Below are 16335 nucleotides of genomic sequence, written 5' to 3'. Positions count from 1 at the left end.
CCGTCCGCCTATCCCCAGACCGCGCCTAGTGGATCAAGACGCCTCTGCGGCCTTTTCCTCAAGCTCGAGCCATTCCATTTCAGCGGCATCTAGCTTGGTCTGCCGTTCAGCCAAGGCTTCGGTCGCTTTGCGGAATTTGACCGGCTCGCGCGTGAACAGCTCGGGATCACCCAGAAGTTCATTCAGTTTGCCAATCTCGGCCTCAAGACGTTCGATTTCTGCCGGAAGGGCTTCAAGCCGGTGCTTTTCAGTGAAACTGAGGCCCTTGGGCTTGGCCGGTTTGGCTTTCGGTTTTTCTTCCACCGGATCTTTGGACTTGGCGGATTTATCCTGCGTTTCGGCCTTCTTCGTCTCGGCGCGCTGGGCCTGATAATCGCTCCAGCCACCGGCATAAACGGTGGCTTTGCCATCGCCTTCCATCGCGATGGTTGTGCTGACGGTACGATCCAGAAAATCACGGTCGTGGCTGACCAGCACGACAGTGCCATCATATTCCCCGATCAAATCCTGCAACAGGTCCAGCGTTTCGACGTCCAGATCGTTGGTCGGTTCGTCAAGGATCAGAAGGTTTGATTCCTTGGCCATGATCTTGGCCAGCAGCAGTCGCGCCTTTTCACCGCCCGACAAAGACCGGACAGGCGCACGGGCCTGACGTTCGTCGAACAGGAATTCCTTCAGGTAGCCGACCACATGTTTGGGCTGGCCACGCACCAGAACCTGATCCGCTTTCCCTGATACCCGCATTTCCGGATCACCGGTCAGCGATTCCCAAAGGGTCATGTCAGGATCAAGCTGGGCACGCGACTGATCGAAAATTGCGGGCATCAGGTTCGTACCCAGCGAGACTTCACCACTGTCAGGCGCTTCCTGCCCCATCAACATCCGCAAAAGCGTTGTCTTACCCACGCCATTCGGGCCGACAAAGCCCACGCGATCCCCACGCTGAACGCGCAGCGAGAAATCTTTGACGATGACCTTATCGCCATAGGCTTTGGACAGACCCACAGCCTCGATCACCTTTTTGCCCGAGGTCGGGCCGGCGGACAGTTCCATCGCGGCCGTGCCCTGACGGCGGATCATCGAGGACCGTTCCTTGCGCAGATCCTGAAGGGCGCGAACGCGACCTTGGTTCCGCTTCCGGCGTGCGCTGATGCCTTCGACGGCCCAACGCGCCTCGGACTTGATTTTGCGATCAAGCTTGTGGCGCTGCATGTCTTCGTCGGCCCAGACCTTATCGCGCCATGCTTCGAACCCGCTGAAACCCTGCTCCTGACGGCGGACTTCGCCACGATCCACCCAGAGCGTGGCACGTGTCAGTTCGGTCAGAAAGCGCCTGTCGTGCGAGATGAGGACAAAGGCCTTGCGCGTTGTTTTCAATTCACTTTCCAGCCAATTGATCGCCTCGATGTCCAGATGGTTTGTCGGTTCGTCCAACAGCATCAAATCCGGATCACGCGCCAACATACGCGCCAAAGCCGCCCGACGACGTTCACCTCCGGATGCCGTGGACACAGGCCGTGCGGGATCGAACTTCAGGCCTTCGCCGGCGCGTTCAACGCGGTACATCTCGCCCGGATCAAGGCCTTCGGCGGCATAGTCGCCCAGCGTTTCAAAGCCTTTCAGATCAGGGTCCTGCTCCATATACCCGACGGTAATCCCCGGCGGCACGACCCGTTCGCCGCGATCCGGTTCGACCAGTCCGGCCATGACCTTAAGCAGCGTCGATTTGCCGGAACCGTTTCGCCCGACCAACGCGACACGGTCGCCTTGGTGCACGATCAAAGACAAGCCATCGAAAACGGGATTTCCGCCGAAGGTCAGAGAGATATCAGAAAGCTGAAGAAGAGGTATCTGTGCCATGCCCGCGATATGGCAGGAGCGCGTGACAACAGCAAGAGGCGCTGTGATCAGGCCAGAACCGCGCGTAGCAGCCGTTTGCGTTCCGGCGGAATGCGCCCGATCTCGACGCCTGTAAAGACATGGAGCGTGTTCATGTCGGTGTCGATCACCGCATGATCACTGACCCACCCCCCCATCAACAGATAGGTCCGTAGCAGCGGCGGCATCCGCAACATGGCCTTTTTGGCATCCGGTCTGCGTCGCAACCGCGAAGCATAGCGAAACACATTCGGCGCCTTGATCTCGGGAAGCCAGCGTTTCGGACCAAGGTGTTTTGCTTTCAACATCGCAAAGGCATCCGCATAGCTGGCCGCGTCCGTCCCAGCAAAGGACGCGCAGCCAAACAAAAGCTCGACCCCGTTGTCATCCACATATGAGGTCATAGCCCCCCATGCGACGCGCAGGATATCAGGATCGCGGTAATCCGGATGGATGCAAAACCGGCCCATTTCAACCATCGGGCCTTTAAACCGCTCCAATGCCGACAATTCATAGAACTGCGCGGAATAGGAGGACTGGATCAAGGCACCGTCTTTGAAGGGCATCATGCGGAAGCAGCAGACAATCGTACCGTTCGAGACGTCCTCGACAATCACATGATCACTGACAGCATCGAACACATCACTGTCGATGCCCTCACTGCCGCGAAAAGCCAGATGCCTTAGTCGCTGGGCGGTCTCAAGATCGCGATCTTCACGGGCAAGTCTGGCGCTGTAACGCCCCTTCGCCAACCCTAGCATGGCCGTACTCCTGCCCTGTATCGTCAGCATCGCTACATCACGATGCTATCAGAAACATGACATTATCACGGTTTAGCCGCCGCCAAGAAGCGTATCCGCGCTCAGCTGTCCGATGTTGCCGAACAGTTTGCGGATCAGGCCGATGTTGCTGCCGGATGTCGTGACACGGCTGGAAATCGGAACAACCATCCCGTCGGACAGTCCGAATTCTTCGATGTTGGCCACAACGTCCGCTTCATCGAACGAAATGACCAAAACCGTGCGGTCGACGATCTCGGGCTTTTTGGGGCCGAAATGTTTGACGGTCGAACCTACGTAATAATAGGCGCTCTCGCTTAGGACGCCGGATGTTGTCGGCACACCGATCAGTTCTTCGACAGTGGCGCGTGTATCCACGCCCGGTACGATTTGCTGAAGATCTTCTTCGGGCGGAACATATCCGTGATTGCGATATTGTGCTGTGCACCCGGCCAGAATGGCCGTCGATACTGCCAACGCCATCAAAACACTGCTTTTGCGCATTGTTGCCTTGCCCAAGTTCCCGCCCCTCTTGTTTCGGCTTCTATTGCCTTCTATCCCGCTTACAGAAGGACAGACATTCGATCAAGTAAAGGAACGCTCTGGAAAATGACTGAACGTGCCCATTCGCCCAAGGTTTTCAGGGTCGCCGACCTTTCACAAGCCCATGCGACCAAATTTGATCTGCCGTTGTCCGCAGAAGACAGGGCTACGGTCGCCACAGAACTGGATGCAACATCCATTAAAAAGCTAACGTTCTCGGGCCAGATCGCGCCATTGGGCAAACGCGGATGGAGGTTGAACGGGAAATTGGGTGCGACTGTCGTCCAGCCCTGCGTCGTCACACTTACACCAGTCACGACGCGAATTGATTCTGATGTCTTGCGCACATTTGTGCCGCCGGCCCAGCTGCATACCCCGACAGAAGGCAGCGAGACTGAGATTCCCGAAGACGACAGTATCGAGGAACTGGGGACCGATATCGACGTCTACGGCGTCATGATCGAAGCTTTGGCGATCGCGATCCCTGATTATCCCCGCGCAGCAGATGCCGAACTGTCCAACATCAGCGCGATCCCTGAGGGTGCAGAACCGATAAAAGACGAAGAAACCAAGCCATTTGCCGGTTTGGCCGCACTTCGGGACAAACTTTCCGACCCGGATGGGCAAAAAGATTAAGGCGAAACGCAAATTACCCCCTTGCGTTCAAGAAAACGATACGTATTTTCGCGCCTTCACGAGATTCAGGGTTGCCAGAGCCACGCCTACCAGCGTATGTGCCCGAACAATCCAAGACATAGGGCATGTGTGCCATGCCCCGACACGCTTAAATTGAGGTTGAGACATGGCCGTCCAACAGAACAAAGTATCCAAATCGCGTCGCAACAACCGTCGTGCGCATGATGCGCTCGTCGCAGCGAACCCGAACGAATGTGACAACTGTGGCGAACTGAAGCGCCCGCACCACGTATGCCCGTCCTGCGGCCATTACGCGGAACGCGAAGTCGTTGCACAGAACGACGAAATCGATCTGGACGAAGACGCAGCATAAACAACCGTCAAGGCCCACTTCCATGACCTCTGAACGGGATCACATGAAGGCGGGCGAAAACCCGGTTGTACTTTCGATCGACGCCATGGGCGGAGATCAAGGACCGGCGGCTGTTGTCGCCGGTATTGCTTTGTCCGCAGAAAAGAACCCGGAAATCCGGTTCATTCTGCATGGTCCAAAAGATCAGCTTGAACCGCTTGTCGCCAAGAAAAGCGAACTGACCGGCCGTTGCGATATTCGCGACGCCTCTGGTGTTGTCAGCATGGATGACAAGCCCAGTCAGGTCATGCGCAGCGGCAAGGACACCTCGATGTGGTCCACGCTGGAAGCGGTCCGTCAGGGCGAAGCGACAGTTGCGGTCAGTTGTGGCAACACCGGCGCGCTTATGGCGCTGTCGATGATCCGGCTGCGCAAACTGCCAGGCGTGAACCGCCCTGCTATTGCGATTCTCTGGCCCTCGCGGAACCCGCAAGGGTTTAACGTGATGCTGGATGTGGGCGCTGACATCCGCGCGGATGCAGAAGACCTGCTGCAATATGCGCTGATGGGCGTGTCCTATGCCCGGAACGGTCTGAACCTGAAAAACCCGCGTGTGGGTCTTTTGAACGTCGGCACGGAAGAACACAAAGGCCGTGCTGAACTGAAAGAAGCCCACGAGTTGATCGGCGACATTGCCGAGGATGGGCATTTCGAATTTGTCGGTTTCGTCGAGGGTGGCGATATTCCCGGTAATAAATGCGACGTCATTGTCACAGACGGCTTTACAGGCAACATCGCCCTGAAAACCGGTGAAGGCACAGCAAGCCTTATCAGTGATTTCCTGAAGCAGGCTTTTGCCTATTCCTTCATGTCCCGCGTCGCATCTCTTCTGGCCCTGACATCGTTGAAGCGTCTGAAAAAACGCATCGACCCGCGTCGTGTAAATGGCGGTGTTTTTCTGGGCCTTAACGGAACTGTGGTGAAATCCCACGGAGCAGCGGATGCCACGGGCGTTTCGGCTGCGGTTAAACTGGCATTCCAGCTCGCACAGACCGGATTTACCGATCGGATTGCAGCACGGGTTGCATCCGCCGCCGAGCGGGCACAGGATGTCAGTGAAAATGAAACGAACGGACCTGCAATATGACACTCCGAGCTGTGGTTACGGGCTGTGGCCACTATCTTCCTGAACGGGTCGTCCCGAACTCGGAATTCGAACAAAGCCTTGAGACCAGCGATGAATGGATTCGCGCGCGCTCAGGAATCGAACGCAGACATTTTGCAGCGGACGGTGAAACCACATCGGATCTTGCATCAAAAGCAGCGCAGAACGCGCTGGATGACGCTGGTCTGAACGCGGACGACATCGACGCAATCATCGTTGCAACGTCGACACCCGACCTGACCTTCCCTTCGGCCGCAACCATGGTGCAGGCAAAGCTTGGCATGACCCGCGGCTTTGCATTTGACGTCCAAGCGGTATGTGCAGGGTTCGTCTTTGCCCTGACAAACGCCAACGCGCTGATTCTGTCCGGTCAGGCAAAACGCGTTCTGGTGATCGGTGCCGAAACATTCAGCCGCATTCTGGACTACACCGACAGATCCACATGCGTTTTGTTCGGCGACGGTGCTGGCGCGCTGATCCTTGAGGGTCAGACAGGTAAAGGAACAACGGACGATCGCGGCGTTCTGTCGACCGATCTGAACTCGGACGGTCGCCATCGCGATATCCTGTATGTCGACGGTGGCGTGTCTACGCAGACAACTGGACATCTTAAGATGGAAGGCCGCGAAGTTTTCCGCCACGCGGTTGAGAAACTGGCGCAGACTGCATCGCAAGCCCTTGAAAACGCAGGGCTTACCAGTGACGATGTCGATTGGGTGGTCCCGCATCAGGCCAACATCCGCATCATTCAGGGCACTGCCAAAAAACTTGGTTTGCCGATGGAACAGGTGGTTGTCACGGTTCAGGATCACGGCAACACATCTGCCGCGTCCATTCCTCTGGCCCTATCGGTCGGCAAAGAGCGCGGTCAGATCAAAACTGGCGATCTGGTGGTGACAGAAGCCATAGGTGGCGGACTTGCCTGGGGTGCTGTGGTCATTCGCTGGTAAGCAAAAGGCCACGGAAAATGCGGTCGCCAACCCATTGATATTGACTCGGAAAATTCGCTCGGCCTATGCTTCCTAAAAGCATAGGGATTTGGAGACATGGGTGAGAAAACCCTGACGCGGATGGACCTTAGCGAAGCTGTGTTTCGTGAAGTGGGCCTGTCCAGAAATGAAAGCGCAGATCTGGTAGAATCCGTTCTGCAACATATGTCCGACGCACTTGTGCGTGGGGAACAGGTCAAGATTTCTTCGTTTGGAACATTTTCGGTACGATCCAAAGCTGCCCGCGTGGGTCGTAATCCGAAGACCGGCGAAGAAGTACCTATTCAGCCCCGCCGCGTCCTGACATTCCGGCCGTCTCATTTGATGAAAGATCGCGTTGCGGACGGCAACAAAAGCTGAGGCTAACTGAATGAGTAAATCGCCCGACGCCTTCCGAACAATCAGTGAGGTGGCGGAATGGCTTGATACGCCAGCGCATGTTTTGCGGTTCTGGGAAAGCAAGTTTTCCCAAGTGAAACCGGTAAAGCGCGCTGGAGGCCGTCGTTATTATCGTCCTTCCGACATGCTGCTTTTGGGCGGCATCAAACAGCTGTTGCACAACGATGGCCTGACCATCAAAGGCGCGCAAAAGGTGCTTTCGGACAAAGGTATCAAAGCGGTCGCAGCATTGTCCCAGCCTTTGGAAGCAGACGACACAGCGACACCGCTGAATGACGCAGGCGACACGCCCGCACGTCTGGATAATGCGGCAGATAAGCCCGAAGTGGACGAAGCTCCCTTCGCGGAAATGAGCCAGCCGGAACCCAACGTAGTTCCGTTCCAGCGCACAGAAGTCGCCGCTGAAAAAGTTGTGACATCTTCGGAAGATACAGAAACGCCCACCGGCGAGGACAGCCTGCAACCCGATTTGTTCGGCGATATGTTTGCAGATACGAAAGCAGACGACGATGTTCAGGTGGTCGAGGATGACACACCAGAAGCGGCGCCCGCAGCCCTTCCTGATTCGACATCCATGTCCGAGGCCCCCACTTCCGGTGTTCTAAGCCTTGCCGCACGCATCACTAAGCTGAGCCCGAACAAGGCAAGCCAAATCGCGCCCTTTGTTCAGGAACTGCAATCAAAGCTGCAACACGATAATTCGTCAGCGAGTGTCTAAATTCTAGCAACCAAGGGGTTGCGACCGCTGGCAAAACCGCTATGACACACAGCACAAGTCGGGCTATAGCGCAGCCTGGTAGCGCGTCCGTCTGGGGGACGGAAGGTCGCAGGTTCGAGTCCTGCTAGCCCGACCATTTTCACCGACTTGCTGGAAAATCGCCATAAGCGCAGGCTTTTCTGCGTGGATGTGGTGTTTGTTATTCCACTTGCCCCCAAACCCTTGCTAGGAAGTCAAAACCAAACGTCACGGGGGTTGATATGGCCGGAGTACTTGCGAGCCAGCAAATCGAAGACATGATCGCGAAAGGCGCCATCACGGTCGCGCAGCCTTTGGTCGACGGTCAGATCCAACCGGCCAGCCTTGATTTGCGTTTGGGCAATGTCGCCTATCGTGTCCGCGCGTCGTTTCTTGCGCCCGAAGGCCAGACAGTGGCCGAGCGTATCGAAGAATTCGAAATGCACCGGATCGACCTGACGAATGGTGCGGTTCTGGAAAAGGGCTGTGTTTACGTCGTGCCCTTGATGGAAAGCCTCGCCCTGCCCGACGGCATTCAGGCCATCGCTAACGCCAAAAGTTCGACCGGTCGTCTGGACCTGCTGACACGCACCATCACCGATGGTGGTGCCGAATTTGACCGCATTGCCCAAGGCTACACAGGTCCGCTGTATGCCGAGATTTGTCCGCGTTCATTCTCGGTGCTCGTGCGCCCCGGCATGCGCCTGAACCAGATCCGGTTCCGCAACGGTCAATCTGTTTTGACCGATCAAGAACTGACCGCGCTGCATGAAAGCGATACGCTGGTGTCCGGTGGTCCTGCTGTTATCGGAGACGGTCTGGGATTCTCGGTTGATCTGAAACCCGAAGGCACCGATCTGGTGGGCTACCGCGCCAAGCCGCACACAGGTGTCATCGATCTGGACCGGATCGGCGAATACGATCCTGCCGATTTCTGGGAAGAACTGCGCACAACGAACGGACAGATCATTCTTGATCCCGATGCCTTCTACATCCTTGTCAGCCGCGAAGCGGTGCATATCCCGCCGCAATACGCCGCCGAAATGGCGCCCTATTTGGCAATGGTAGGTGAATTCCGCGTGCATTATGCGGGCTTCTTTGATCCAGGCTTTGGCCATGCCGCAGCAGGCGGCCATGGATCACGCGGTGTTCTAGAGGTTCGCTGCCATGAAGCGCCGTTTGTTCTGGAACACGGTCAGGTGGTTGGTCGTCTGGTTTACGAACGTATGGACGAGATGCCCGCGCAACTGTACGGCGCTGGCATTGCATCCAACTATCAGGGCCAAGGCCTGAAACTGTCCAAACATTTCAAAAGTTAATAAAAGCCAGCTAGTTATCTAGAGTTTCGACGCGACGCCAAGGCACGTTGCGCTTGGGCAATACCGCTTTGCGCGCGGCGTTCGTGGTGTGGCGAAACCGCCGCCTGCTGTGGAGGCTGAGGCGCTGTTTGATTTCCCTCAGGCTTACGCGTGAACCGGTTAAAGCCGGCATCAATGCCACGACGAATGACACGCCCCAAAACCATACGAACAACCATATTGATCAAGCCATTTGCGTTCATGATCTGCCTCTTGGAGTTTTCTTTCGGCTCTGTCTGACAGACAATTGCGCCGAAAACTGGCAAAAACGCCGGAATTTTCTGGCCTTAGTCTTCGAACATCTCGGACTGGCCCTCTGACGTTTCTTCCTCGGAATCCACATCCCCTTCGCCCGGCGTCGGGATCGCGCCCGGAGGCGGGCGATTGTCCAACAGGCCCGCAGCACGAAGCTCTTGCAAGCCCGGTAGATCCCGCGCGCTTTCAAGACCAAAATGATCAAGGAATTCTTCGGTCACAACGAAGGTCACAGGTCTGCCTGGCGTCATCCGGCGGCGGCCAAAGCGGATCCACTCCATCTCAAGAAGCTGGTCTACTGTGCCGCGGCTGACAGACACGCCTCGGATTTCTTCGATCTCGGCGCGCGTGACGGGCTGGTGATAGGCAATAATCGCCAGCGTTTCGATGGCCGCACGGCTAAGCTTGCGCACCTCGACCGTTTCCTTTTGCATCAGGAAACCAAGATCGGGTGCTGTGCGAATGGCCCAAGCATCACCCACTTTAACCACGTTCACGCCCCTGCCCTCATACCGCTTGCGCAGATGTACCAACGCCTCGGCCGCGTCGCAGCCGTGGGGCATCCGGTCGTTCAGGTCTTTTACGGTTTGGGGTTCGGCAGAGGCAAAGAGGATCGCTTCGACCATCCGTTCCTGTTCGCCCATTGGCGGTGCGTCGAACAGGCTGTCATTTTCGATCGGCTGACGTTCTTCGCTTTCTGTGGTGGACAAATCGTCGTCGTTCATAACTCTAGCTTTCCGATTTGCGCTCAGCGCGCCGTACCATGATCGGGGCAAACATTTCTTCTTGTTTGATTTGGGCCTTGCCCTCTTTCACCAGCTCAAGAGAGGCCGCGAAAGTCGCAGCAGTGGCCGAGCGGCGCATCACAGGGTCGTCGCCCCAGCCGTCGGGCAAATAACTGACGATATCCGTCCAAGTCCCCGCAAAACCGATCATACCGCGCAAACGTTCCAGCGCCTGCTCCATCGTAAAGACACGGTCGCGGTCCAGAATGAAGGGGCGGAATTCGTCTTTGGTGCGGATGCGGGCATAGCCCTGCATCAGGTCCAGCAGGGTTGCTGTGTATTTGACCTTTCGCACGCTTTGCATCTTTTCAGGGATGCCGCGCACAAAGAAATCGCGGCCCTTCTGATCGCGCCCCATAAGCCGCGCCGCCACATCGCGCATCGCCTGAAGGCGTTCCAGCTGATAGGCAAGATGCGCGGCCAGTTCTTCGCCTGACGGGCCTTCCTCGGTTGGATCGGGCGGCAGCAACAGACGTGATTTCAGGAACGCCAACCAAGCGGCCATCACCAGATAGTCGGCGGCCAGTTCGATCCGCAGTTCTTTAGCTTTCTCGACAAAGCTCAGATACTGACGCGCCAGTTCCAGAACACTGATTTTGCGCAGATCGACCTTTTGCGACCGTGACAGCATCAGAAGAAGGTCAAGAGGTCCCTCAAAACCGTCCACGTCAACGATCAGCGCCTCGGCCTCAAGCCGTTCGGCGACGCTGACGGTATCTAATGGTAGGTTGTCCTGTGTCTCAGTCATCCACGCGCTTCTCTTCAAGCGCGGATAGCTTGGCCGTCAGATCGTCAATGTCAACCTGTGGTGCGGTTTTACGGGCATTAAGCGCCTGTTCTGCGCGGGCTTGCGCCGCATCAGACATAACGCCGATCTGGTCCATAAGGGCGATCATTTCGTCCAGATGGCCGTTGCAATGCAGAACGGCATCACAGCCCGCGGCAATGGAAGCGGCCCCGCGTTCGGCAACGGTACCCGACAGCGCCTCCATCGAGATATCGTCGGTCATGATGAACCCTTTGAACCCGATCTCGTTCCGGATCAAATCGATCATCATTTTGCTGGTTGTCGCCGGTTCGTCTGTCAGCGCCTCGTACACCAGATGGGCGGTCATGCCAAAGGGCAGATCCGCAAAAGGTTTAAAGGCCGCGAAATCGGTTGCATAAAGCTCATCTGCGGGCAGTGAAATGCGCGGCAGTTCCAGATGGCTGTCCATCTGCGCAAGACCATGTCCCGGAATGTGTTTCACGACCGGAAAAACGCCGCCGTCCAGATGGGCCTTGGCAACTGCCTGACCTATGCGAACAACCTGATCCAGATCGGTGCCATAACACCGGTTGCGCAGAAACGGATGCGTCCCATCGCGGGCGATGTCCAGCATGGGCGCGCAATTGCCATCGATCCCGAGCGACAGAAGCTCCGCCGCAATGATACGATAGCGCAGGTACATGGCCTGCTCTGCGTTTTTTCCCGACGCTTCGACATGATCCAAAGGCGCGGGCCATTCGCGCGCCAAGGGTGGGCGTAGACGTTGGACGCGACCGCCTTCTTGATCAATGAAAACAGGGGCTTGCCAGCCGACACTCGAGCGAAGACCGTCTGTCAGCGCCCGTATCTGATCGGCTGTTTCAAGATTGCGCGCAAACAGGATAAAGCCCAACGGATTGGCATCCCGAAAGAACGCCTTTTCGCTTTGGCTTACCGAAAGCCCCTCACATCCAAGGATTGCCGCCCCGAAACGCGGCTGGGTCATCGTGTGACCACCGGAATGCAGTCCGCCTTGCCGGCCACAAACGCAGCACAGAAACGGCGGGCATCCGACATGTCGTCAAAGCCATGGGCACGGAGGCGATAGAAAATCTTGCCGCCCGAGCTGGCCTTTTCGATCACACGATCTTTGCCTTCCAGATAATCCCCAAAGCGGCCCTGTAGACGGGTCCATTCGGAACGTGCGACCTCGACACTGTCAAAGGCACCAAGCTGCACCAGACGCGTTCCCTTGGGAAGCGCAGCGGGGTCAAGCTCTTTTGTACCCGTCGCAACTGGTGCTGCGGGCGCAGAGAGCGATGCCGTCTGGAGCCCTTGCGGACGGCGGATCGGGCGCAAAGACTTGGCGACGCCTGCAACATCTGCAGGAATAATCGCCTTTACGGGTTGCGCAGCCGGTTCTTCGACAACGTCGTTGGCCGCCAAGGCCGCTATCACCACAGGATCGGCCTCTTCCTCGACCTTAGCCAAGGGCGTAAACGGTTGCGCATCTCCGGCGATTTGATCAGCCAATGCCTGAAGCAACTTCTCGGCATCATCCGCGCCGGTCAGTTCCATCATGCTGGGCAGTGTTGAGTCGACGGCCTCTTCGGTCGGAGCCGAGGCGGGCTGGATACGTTCGATCTGCTGGGTTTGCTGACGCAGTTCCGCAACGGCCATATCTTCTTCGGTCAGGCCAGCGCTTTGCGGTGCAAGTCGCAATGTATCTGCAGGCGCGGCGGCTGTGCCGCTTCCGGCCACATCGTTCACGGCCAAACCTTGGTGATCCGCCGGGCGACCACCTGGGTTTTCCGGTGCAATGCGCATGGGGCCTTCTGCGGCGCGTACAACCGGTACGCCGCTGACGTCCCGCATCACCAGTTCGGTTCCCCAGATGCCGACGCCCACGATCAGCGCCAACGATACCCCTGCGCCAGCAAGGTTCGTCAAACGCCGCACGCCGCTGGTTGCGGCTGCGGGCGCGTTATCAGTGCGATAGTAGTCTGCCATGCCTGCCCTACTCCTACAGCGGACCGCGACGCGATCCACCATATGCCTGCTCGATTTCAGACCGGCGCTGGCGTTTTTTAACGCATTTCTTCTGCCGGTTTGACGCCCAAAATACCAAGACCTGCGGAAATAACAACCGCGACGGCCTGTGCCAGCGCGATTTTCGCTTGGCTGGTTGCGGCATCGCCATCCTGCAGGAAGCGCAGCGACACCTCATCGTTGCCACGGTTCCACAGGCTGTGGAAGTCGGAGGCAAGTTCATACAGGTAGAAGGCCACACGATGCGGTTCGTGCGTACGCGCCGCAATCTCTGCCAGACGCGGCCATTCCGCCAGTTTCTTGGCGACGTTGACCTCGGCCTCATGGGACAGGTTGCTCAGGTCCGCTGCGGCCAATGTCGGGATCGACACGTCAATGCCCGCCTCTTTCGCCTTACGCAGAACCGAATGCACACGGGCATGGGCGTATTGGACGTAGAAGACAGGGTTGTCCTTGGACTGTTCCTGAACCTTTTCAAAGTCGAAGTCCAAAGGCGCGTCGTTCTTGCGCGTCAACATCACGAAACGCGTCACGTCCGAGCCGACCTCGTCCACGACATCCCGCAGGGTAACAAACGTCCCTGCCCGCTTGGACATTTTGAACGGCTCGCCGTTTTTATAAAGCTTCACCAACTGGCACAGTTTGATGTCGACCGGAACTTTGGCTTCGGACAGTGCCGCAACCGCCGCTTTCATCCGCTTCACATAGCCACCGTGATCGGCGCCAAAGACGTCGATCAAGGCATCAAAACCACGGGTGAGCTTATCGTAGTGATAGGCGATATCCGGTGCGAAATAGGTCCAGCTGCCGTCCGACTTCATGATCGGGCGGTCAACATCGTCGCCGTAGTCCGTGGATTTGAACAACGTCTGTTCACGCGGCTCCCAATCTTCGGGCAGCTTGCCTTTGGGCGGCTCAAGCGTGCCGCGATAGATCAGACCCTTACCTTTCAGATCGTCAATCGCTGCTTCGATGCGGCCTGTGCCGTAAAGCGACTTCTCGGAAAAGAAGTGATCCATGGTCACATTCAAACGCGCCAGATCTTCACGGATCAGGTCCATCATCTGATCGGTCGCGAAAGTGCGCACTTTTTCCAGCCAGACGTCTTCCGGCTGATCGACGTATTCATCGCCGACCATGTTTTTCAGCGCTTCGCCGACCGGCACAAGGTAATCGCCCGGATAGGTGCCATCCGCGAATTCAACATCCCGACCGTGCGCCTCAAGGTAGCGCAGGTACACAGACCGTGCGAGGACGTCGACCTGCGCACCGCCGTCGTTGATGTAGTATTCGCGCGTAACGTCGTAGCCTGCGAATTGCAGAAGCGACGCCAATGCATCACCGAACACAGCGCCACGTGTATGACCGACATGCAAAGGACCGGTCGGGTTTGCCGACACGTATTCGACATTCACCTTCTGCCCCGCGCCCATATCAGAACGGCCGTATTCCGCGCCCTGATCCAGAACCGCCTTAGTCACGTCCTGCCAGACCGCCCCATCCAGACGCAGATTGATGAACCCCGGCCCCGCCACTTCGGCAGTGGTGATACGGTCGTCTGCAGCAAGCTTGGCCACCAGTGCATCAGCGATATCGCGCGGCTTTTGACCGGCGGGTTTTGCCAGCACCATCGCAGCATTCGTCGCCATATCACCATGCAACGGATCGCGCGGCGGCTCGACCGTAATGGGCGCAAGGTTCAGCCCCTCAGGAAGGCTGCCGTCTTTCTGCATTTCTTCAACCGCGGTCAGCACCAGGCTGCGGATCTGGGCAAAGAGGTTCATGTCGTGTCCTCACATCATTCGGCCCGCGTCTTAACACGGCATCCGGTAAGGTCAACGACTAGACGTCTTTCCGCTCTTCGCGCTGGGGACCGAACACCACTAACTGGGCACTATTGGTGCCCTGAGGCTTCATGTCAGGTTCAAGAAAACGCAAAACGCCTTGCGATCCGAATTCAGCAATGATGACCGAGTCCGGATTGATTTCGCGCCAGTCTTCCAACGTGAATTCCTCGGACAGTTTGGTCACGCGGAATTCCCAACCATTGCGGATACGTTCGTTCAGGTCGAAATAGGTTTCATCCACCCCAAGCGGACGGCCACCCAATGTGGCGGGCAGCGCATAACGCGCGCCGTGCTTCACGCGTTTGATCTGATGCACCTTGTCGCGACCGAACTCCGGCCCAAGGTCGGTTGCGACCAGCGTGTTGTAGGCATCGTTGTCTGTCGCGGCGATCACCTGTTCGTAGCGAACCAGTTCAAGCCGGTCTTCCGCGACCTCGGACAGGATATCGCCAAAGAACACCTCGACGCCCGCTTCGCGCGCAGTGCGCAGATGGGCGTGATTGGGATCGGATACGATCACAGGCAGGTCCAGCTTTTCCAGCGCCTTTGCCAGCTGAACCGACCATGTCGAGCTGCCTACAATCAGAACACCGGGTCGATCCGCTGCGGTCAGGCCCAAGAAGCGCGCGACCGGCGACAAGGTAAAGCCATGCAGCACTACCGATGCCGCGACCAACGCAAAGGCCAACGGACCCATTTGCGCCCCGTCCTCGATCCCGACTGCGGCAAGACGCTGACCGAACAGACCGGCCACAGCGACAAGCACGACACCGCGCGGGCCCGTAAATGCGATCAGGAAGCGTTCCGCTCTGGGAACATCAGAAAAGGCCAGTGACAGCAGAACGGCAACCGGACGGGCAATAAACACCACCGCCAGAACAAACAGCAGCGCGTTCACGTCAAGAGACATCAGCGTTTCGCGATCCATATTCGCGGCAAGCAGAATAAAGACGCCGGACACCAACATCACGGTGGCTTGCTCCTTGAAACGACGCAGCTCTGTGTAAGACGGCAATTCGACGTTTGCGATAAACAGGCCCATCAGCGTGACGGCCAAAAGCCCCGCTTCGTGCAGGATGCGATCCGATGCGGTAAAGACGGCGATCACACCGACAAACAGCAGGGGCACCTTCATGTATTCGGGAACGTGACCGCGCGAAAACGCCCTTGCAAGACCCCACCCAGCCACAACACCAATGATCGAGGCTGAGATAATGCCGACGGCCAACTGCCAGACGGCGTCACCGACGCCAGTTGCCGTTTGCAGGACAAGAACCACCTCGAACGCGAGTACAGCGGCCAAGGCCCCTACTGGATCGTTTACGATGGCTTCCCAATTCAGCAATGCCGCCGGACGCCTACGCAGCCGCGCCTGACGCAAGAGCGGTGCAATCACTGTGGGTCCGGTCACAATCATAATGCCGCCGAAGACCGCGGATGTAGACCAGGACAAGCCAGCGACGTAATGCAGCGCCAGTGCAGACGCCAACCACCCAAGCGGCGCGCCCACAATCACCAGACGCCGCACGCCTTTGGCCGCGTCCTTCAGCTCGTGGAATTTCAGACTGAGACCACCTTCGAAAAGAATGATCGCAACAGCGATCGACACGATGGGTTGCAGCAGGTCACCAAAGCTTTCCGATGGGTCCAAAAGACCAAGCCCTGGCCCGACGATCAATCCGGCGGCCAACATCAGAACAATCGCAGGCATCCGTAGACGCCATGCCAACCACTGAGATCCGATACCCAAAGCACCTACCAACGCAATCGCGGTAACAGGATCCAAGCCACCACTGCCACTTACAGCCATTAATTT

At 57.4% G+C, this 16335-nt stretch carries 16 protein-coding genes and 1 tRNA gene; 8 read left to right on the top strand and 9 right to left on the bottom strand.

Annotation, left to right across the window (positions count from 1 at the left end; all coding sequences use genetic code 11):
- Positions 1-33: 33 nt before the first annotated feature.
- The 3 genes from AC4FIA_RS13000 to AC4FIA_RS12990 form a co-directional block, all read right to left on the bottom strand.
- Positions 34-1860 (bottom strand): ABC-F family ATP-binding cassette domain-containing protein, encoded by a 1827-nt coding sequence (locus tag AC4FIA_RS13000; RefSeq protein ID WP_490366208.1) that lies wholly within the window; start codon positions 1858-1860, stop codon positions 34-36.
- A 47-nt stretch (positions 1861-1907) separates the two neighbouring features.
- Positions 1908-2639, bottom strand: coding sequence for a GNAT family N-acetyltransferase (locus AC4FIA_RS12995; RefSeq protein ID WP_490366207.1), 732 nt, complete (start codon positions 2637-2639; stop codon positions 1908-1910).
- 72 nt (positions 2640-2711) lie between these two features.
- Positions 2712-3140 carry an outer membrane protein assembly factor BamE gene (locus AC4FIA_RS12990; protein WP_490366206.1) on the bottom strand — a complete coding sequence of 143 codons (429 nt, stop codon included), beginning with the start codon at positions 3138-3140 and terminating at the stop codon, positions 2712-2714.
- A 126-nt stretch (positions 3141-3266) separates the two neighbouring features.
- On the opposite strand from AC4FIA_RS12990, the gene AC4FIA_RS12985 reads away from it, so the two are divergent.
- From AC4FIA_RS12985 to AC4FIA_RS12950, 8 genes are all read left to right on the top strand, one after another.
- Complete coding sequence (locus AC4FIA_RS12985; RefSeq protein WP_490366205.1) at positions 3267-3836, top strand: YceD family protein; 570 nt, start codon at positions 3267-3269, stop codon at positions 3834-3836.
- A gap of 166 nt (positions 3837-4002) precedes the next feature.
- Positions 4003-4209 (top strand): 50S ribosomal protein L32, encoded by a 207-nt coding sequence (rpmF, locus tag AC4FIA_RS12980; protein WP_103909910.1) that lies wholly within the window; start codon positions 4003-4005, stop codon positions 4207-4209.
- A 22-nt stretch (positions 4210-4231) separates the two neighbouring features.
- Positions 4232-5335: a phosphate acyltransferase PlsX gene (gene plsX, locus AC4FIA_RS12975; RefSeq protein ID WP_490366204.1), complete on the top strand. Its 1104-nt coding sequence runs from the start codon at positions 4232-4234 to the stop codon at positions 5333-5335.
- Entirely contained in the window at positions 5332-6303 is a 972-nt protein-coding gene (locus AC4FIA_RS12970; RefSeq protein WP_490366203.1) for a beta-ketoacyl-ACP synthase III, read from the top strand. The genes plsX and AC4FIA_RS12970 overlap by 4 nt, the downstream gene beginning before the upstream one ends.
- 96 nt (positions 6304-6399) lie before the next feature.
- Positions 6400-6702 carry an integration host factor subunit alpha gene (gene ihfA / locus AC4FIA_RS12965; protein WP_103909913.1) on the top strand — a complete coding sequence of 101 codons (303 nt, stop codon included), beginning with the start codon at positions 6400-6402 and terminating at the stop codon, positions 6700-6702.
- A 10-nt stretch (positions 6703-6712) separates the two neighbouring features.
- Positions 6713-7459 carry a MerR family transcriptional regulator gene (locus AC4FIA_RS12960; protein WP_490366202.1) on the top strand — a complete coding sequence of 249 codons (747 nt, stop codon included), beginning with the start codon at positions 6713-6715 and terminating at the stop codon, positions 7457-7459.
- Between the two features lie 59 nt (positions 7460-7518).
- Positions 7519-7595, top strand: a tRNA-Pro gene (locus AC4FIA_RS12955).
- A 124-nt stretch (positions 7596-7719) separates the two neighbouring features.
- The gene (locus tag AC4FIA_RS12950; RefSeq protein ID WP_490366201.1) at positions 7720-8796 is read left to right on the top strand and encodes a 2'-deoxycytidine 5'-triphosphate deaminase; all 1077 of its coding nucleotides are present in this window, start codon (positions 7720-7722) and stop codon (positions 8794-8796) included.
- 326 nt (positions 8797-9122) lie between these two features.
- On the opposite strand, the gene scpB is transcribed toward AC4FIA_RS12950, so the two are convergent.
- The 6 genes from scpB to AC4FIA_RS12920 form a co-directional block, all read right to left on the bottom strand.
- A complete protein-coding gene (scpB, locus tag AC4FIA_RS12945) occupies positions 9123-9815 on the bottom strand; it encodes an SMC-Scp complex subunit ScpB (RefSeq protein WP_287476000.1) in 693 nt (230 codons plus the stop codon).
- Between the two features lie 4 nt (positions 9816-9819).
- A complete protein-coding gene (locus AC4FIA_RS12940) occupies positions 9820-10623 on the bottom strand; it encodes a segregation and condensation protein A (RefSeq protein WP_490366200.1) in 804 nt (267 codons plus the stop codon).
- A complete protein-coding gene (locus AC4FIA_RS12935) occupies positions 10616-11629 on the bottom strand; it encodes a glycoside hydrolase family 3 N-terminal domain-containing protein (RefSeq protein ID WP_490366199.1) in 1014 nt (337 codons plus the stop codon). The genes AC4FIA_RS12940 and AC4FIA_RS12935 overlap by 8 nt, the downstream gene beginning before the upstream one ends.
- Positions 11626-12633: an SPOR domain-containing protein gene (locus AC4FIA_RS12930; protein WP_490366198.1), complete on the bottom strand. Its 1008-nt coding sequence runs from the start codon at positions 12631-12633 to the stop codon at positions 11626-11628. Before AC4FIA_RS12930 ends, AC4FIA_RS12935 begins: the two co-directional genes overlap by 4 nt.
- A 77-nt stretch (positions 12634-12710) precedes the next feature.
- Complete coding sequence (argS, locus tag AC4FIA_RS12925) at positions 12711-14456, bottom strand: arginine--tRNA ligase (RefSeq protein ID WP_490366197.1); 1746 nt, start codon at positions 14454-14456, stop codon at positions 12711-12713.
- A 58-nt stretch (positions 14457-14514) separates the two neighbouring features.
- A complete protein-coding gene (locus AC4FIA_RS12920) occupies positions 14515-16329 on the bottom strand; it encodes a cation:proton antiporter (protein ID WP_490366196.1) in 1815 nt (604 codons plus the stop codon).
- Positions 16330-16335: the final 6 nt, after the last annotated feature.

This window comes from Thalassococcus sp. (assembly GCF_982780845.1).
Note: the sequence above shows the minus strand (reverse complement) of the source record. Positions and strands in the feature narration are given on the sequence as shown.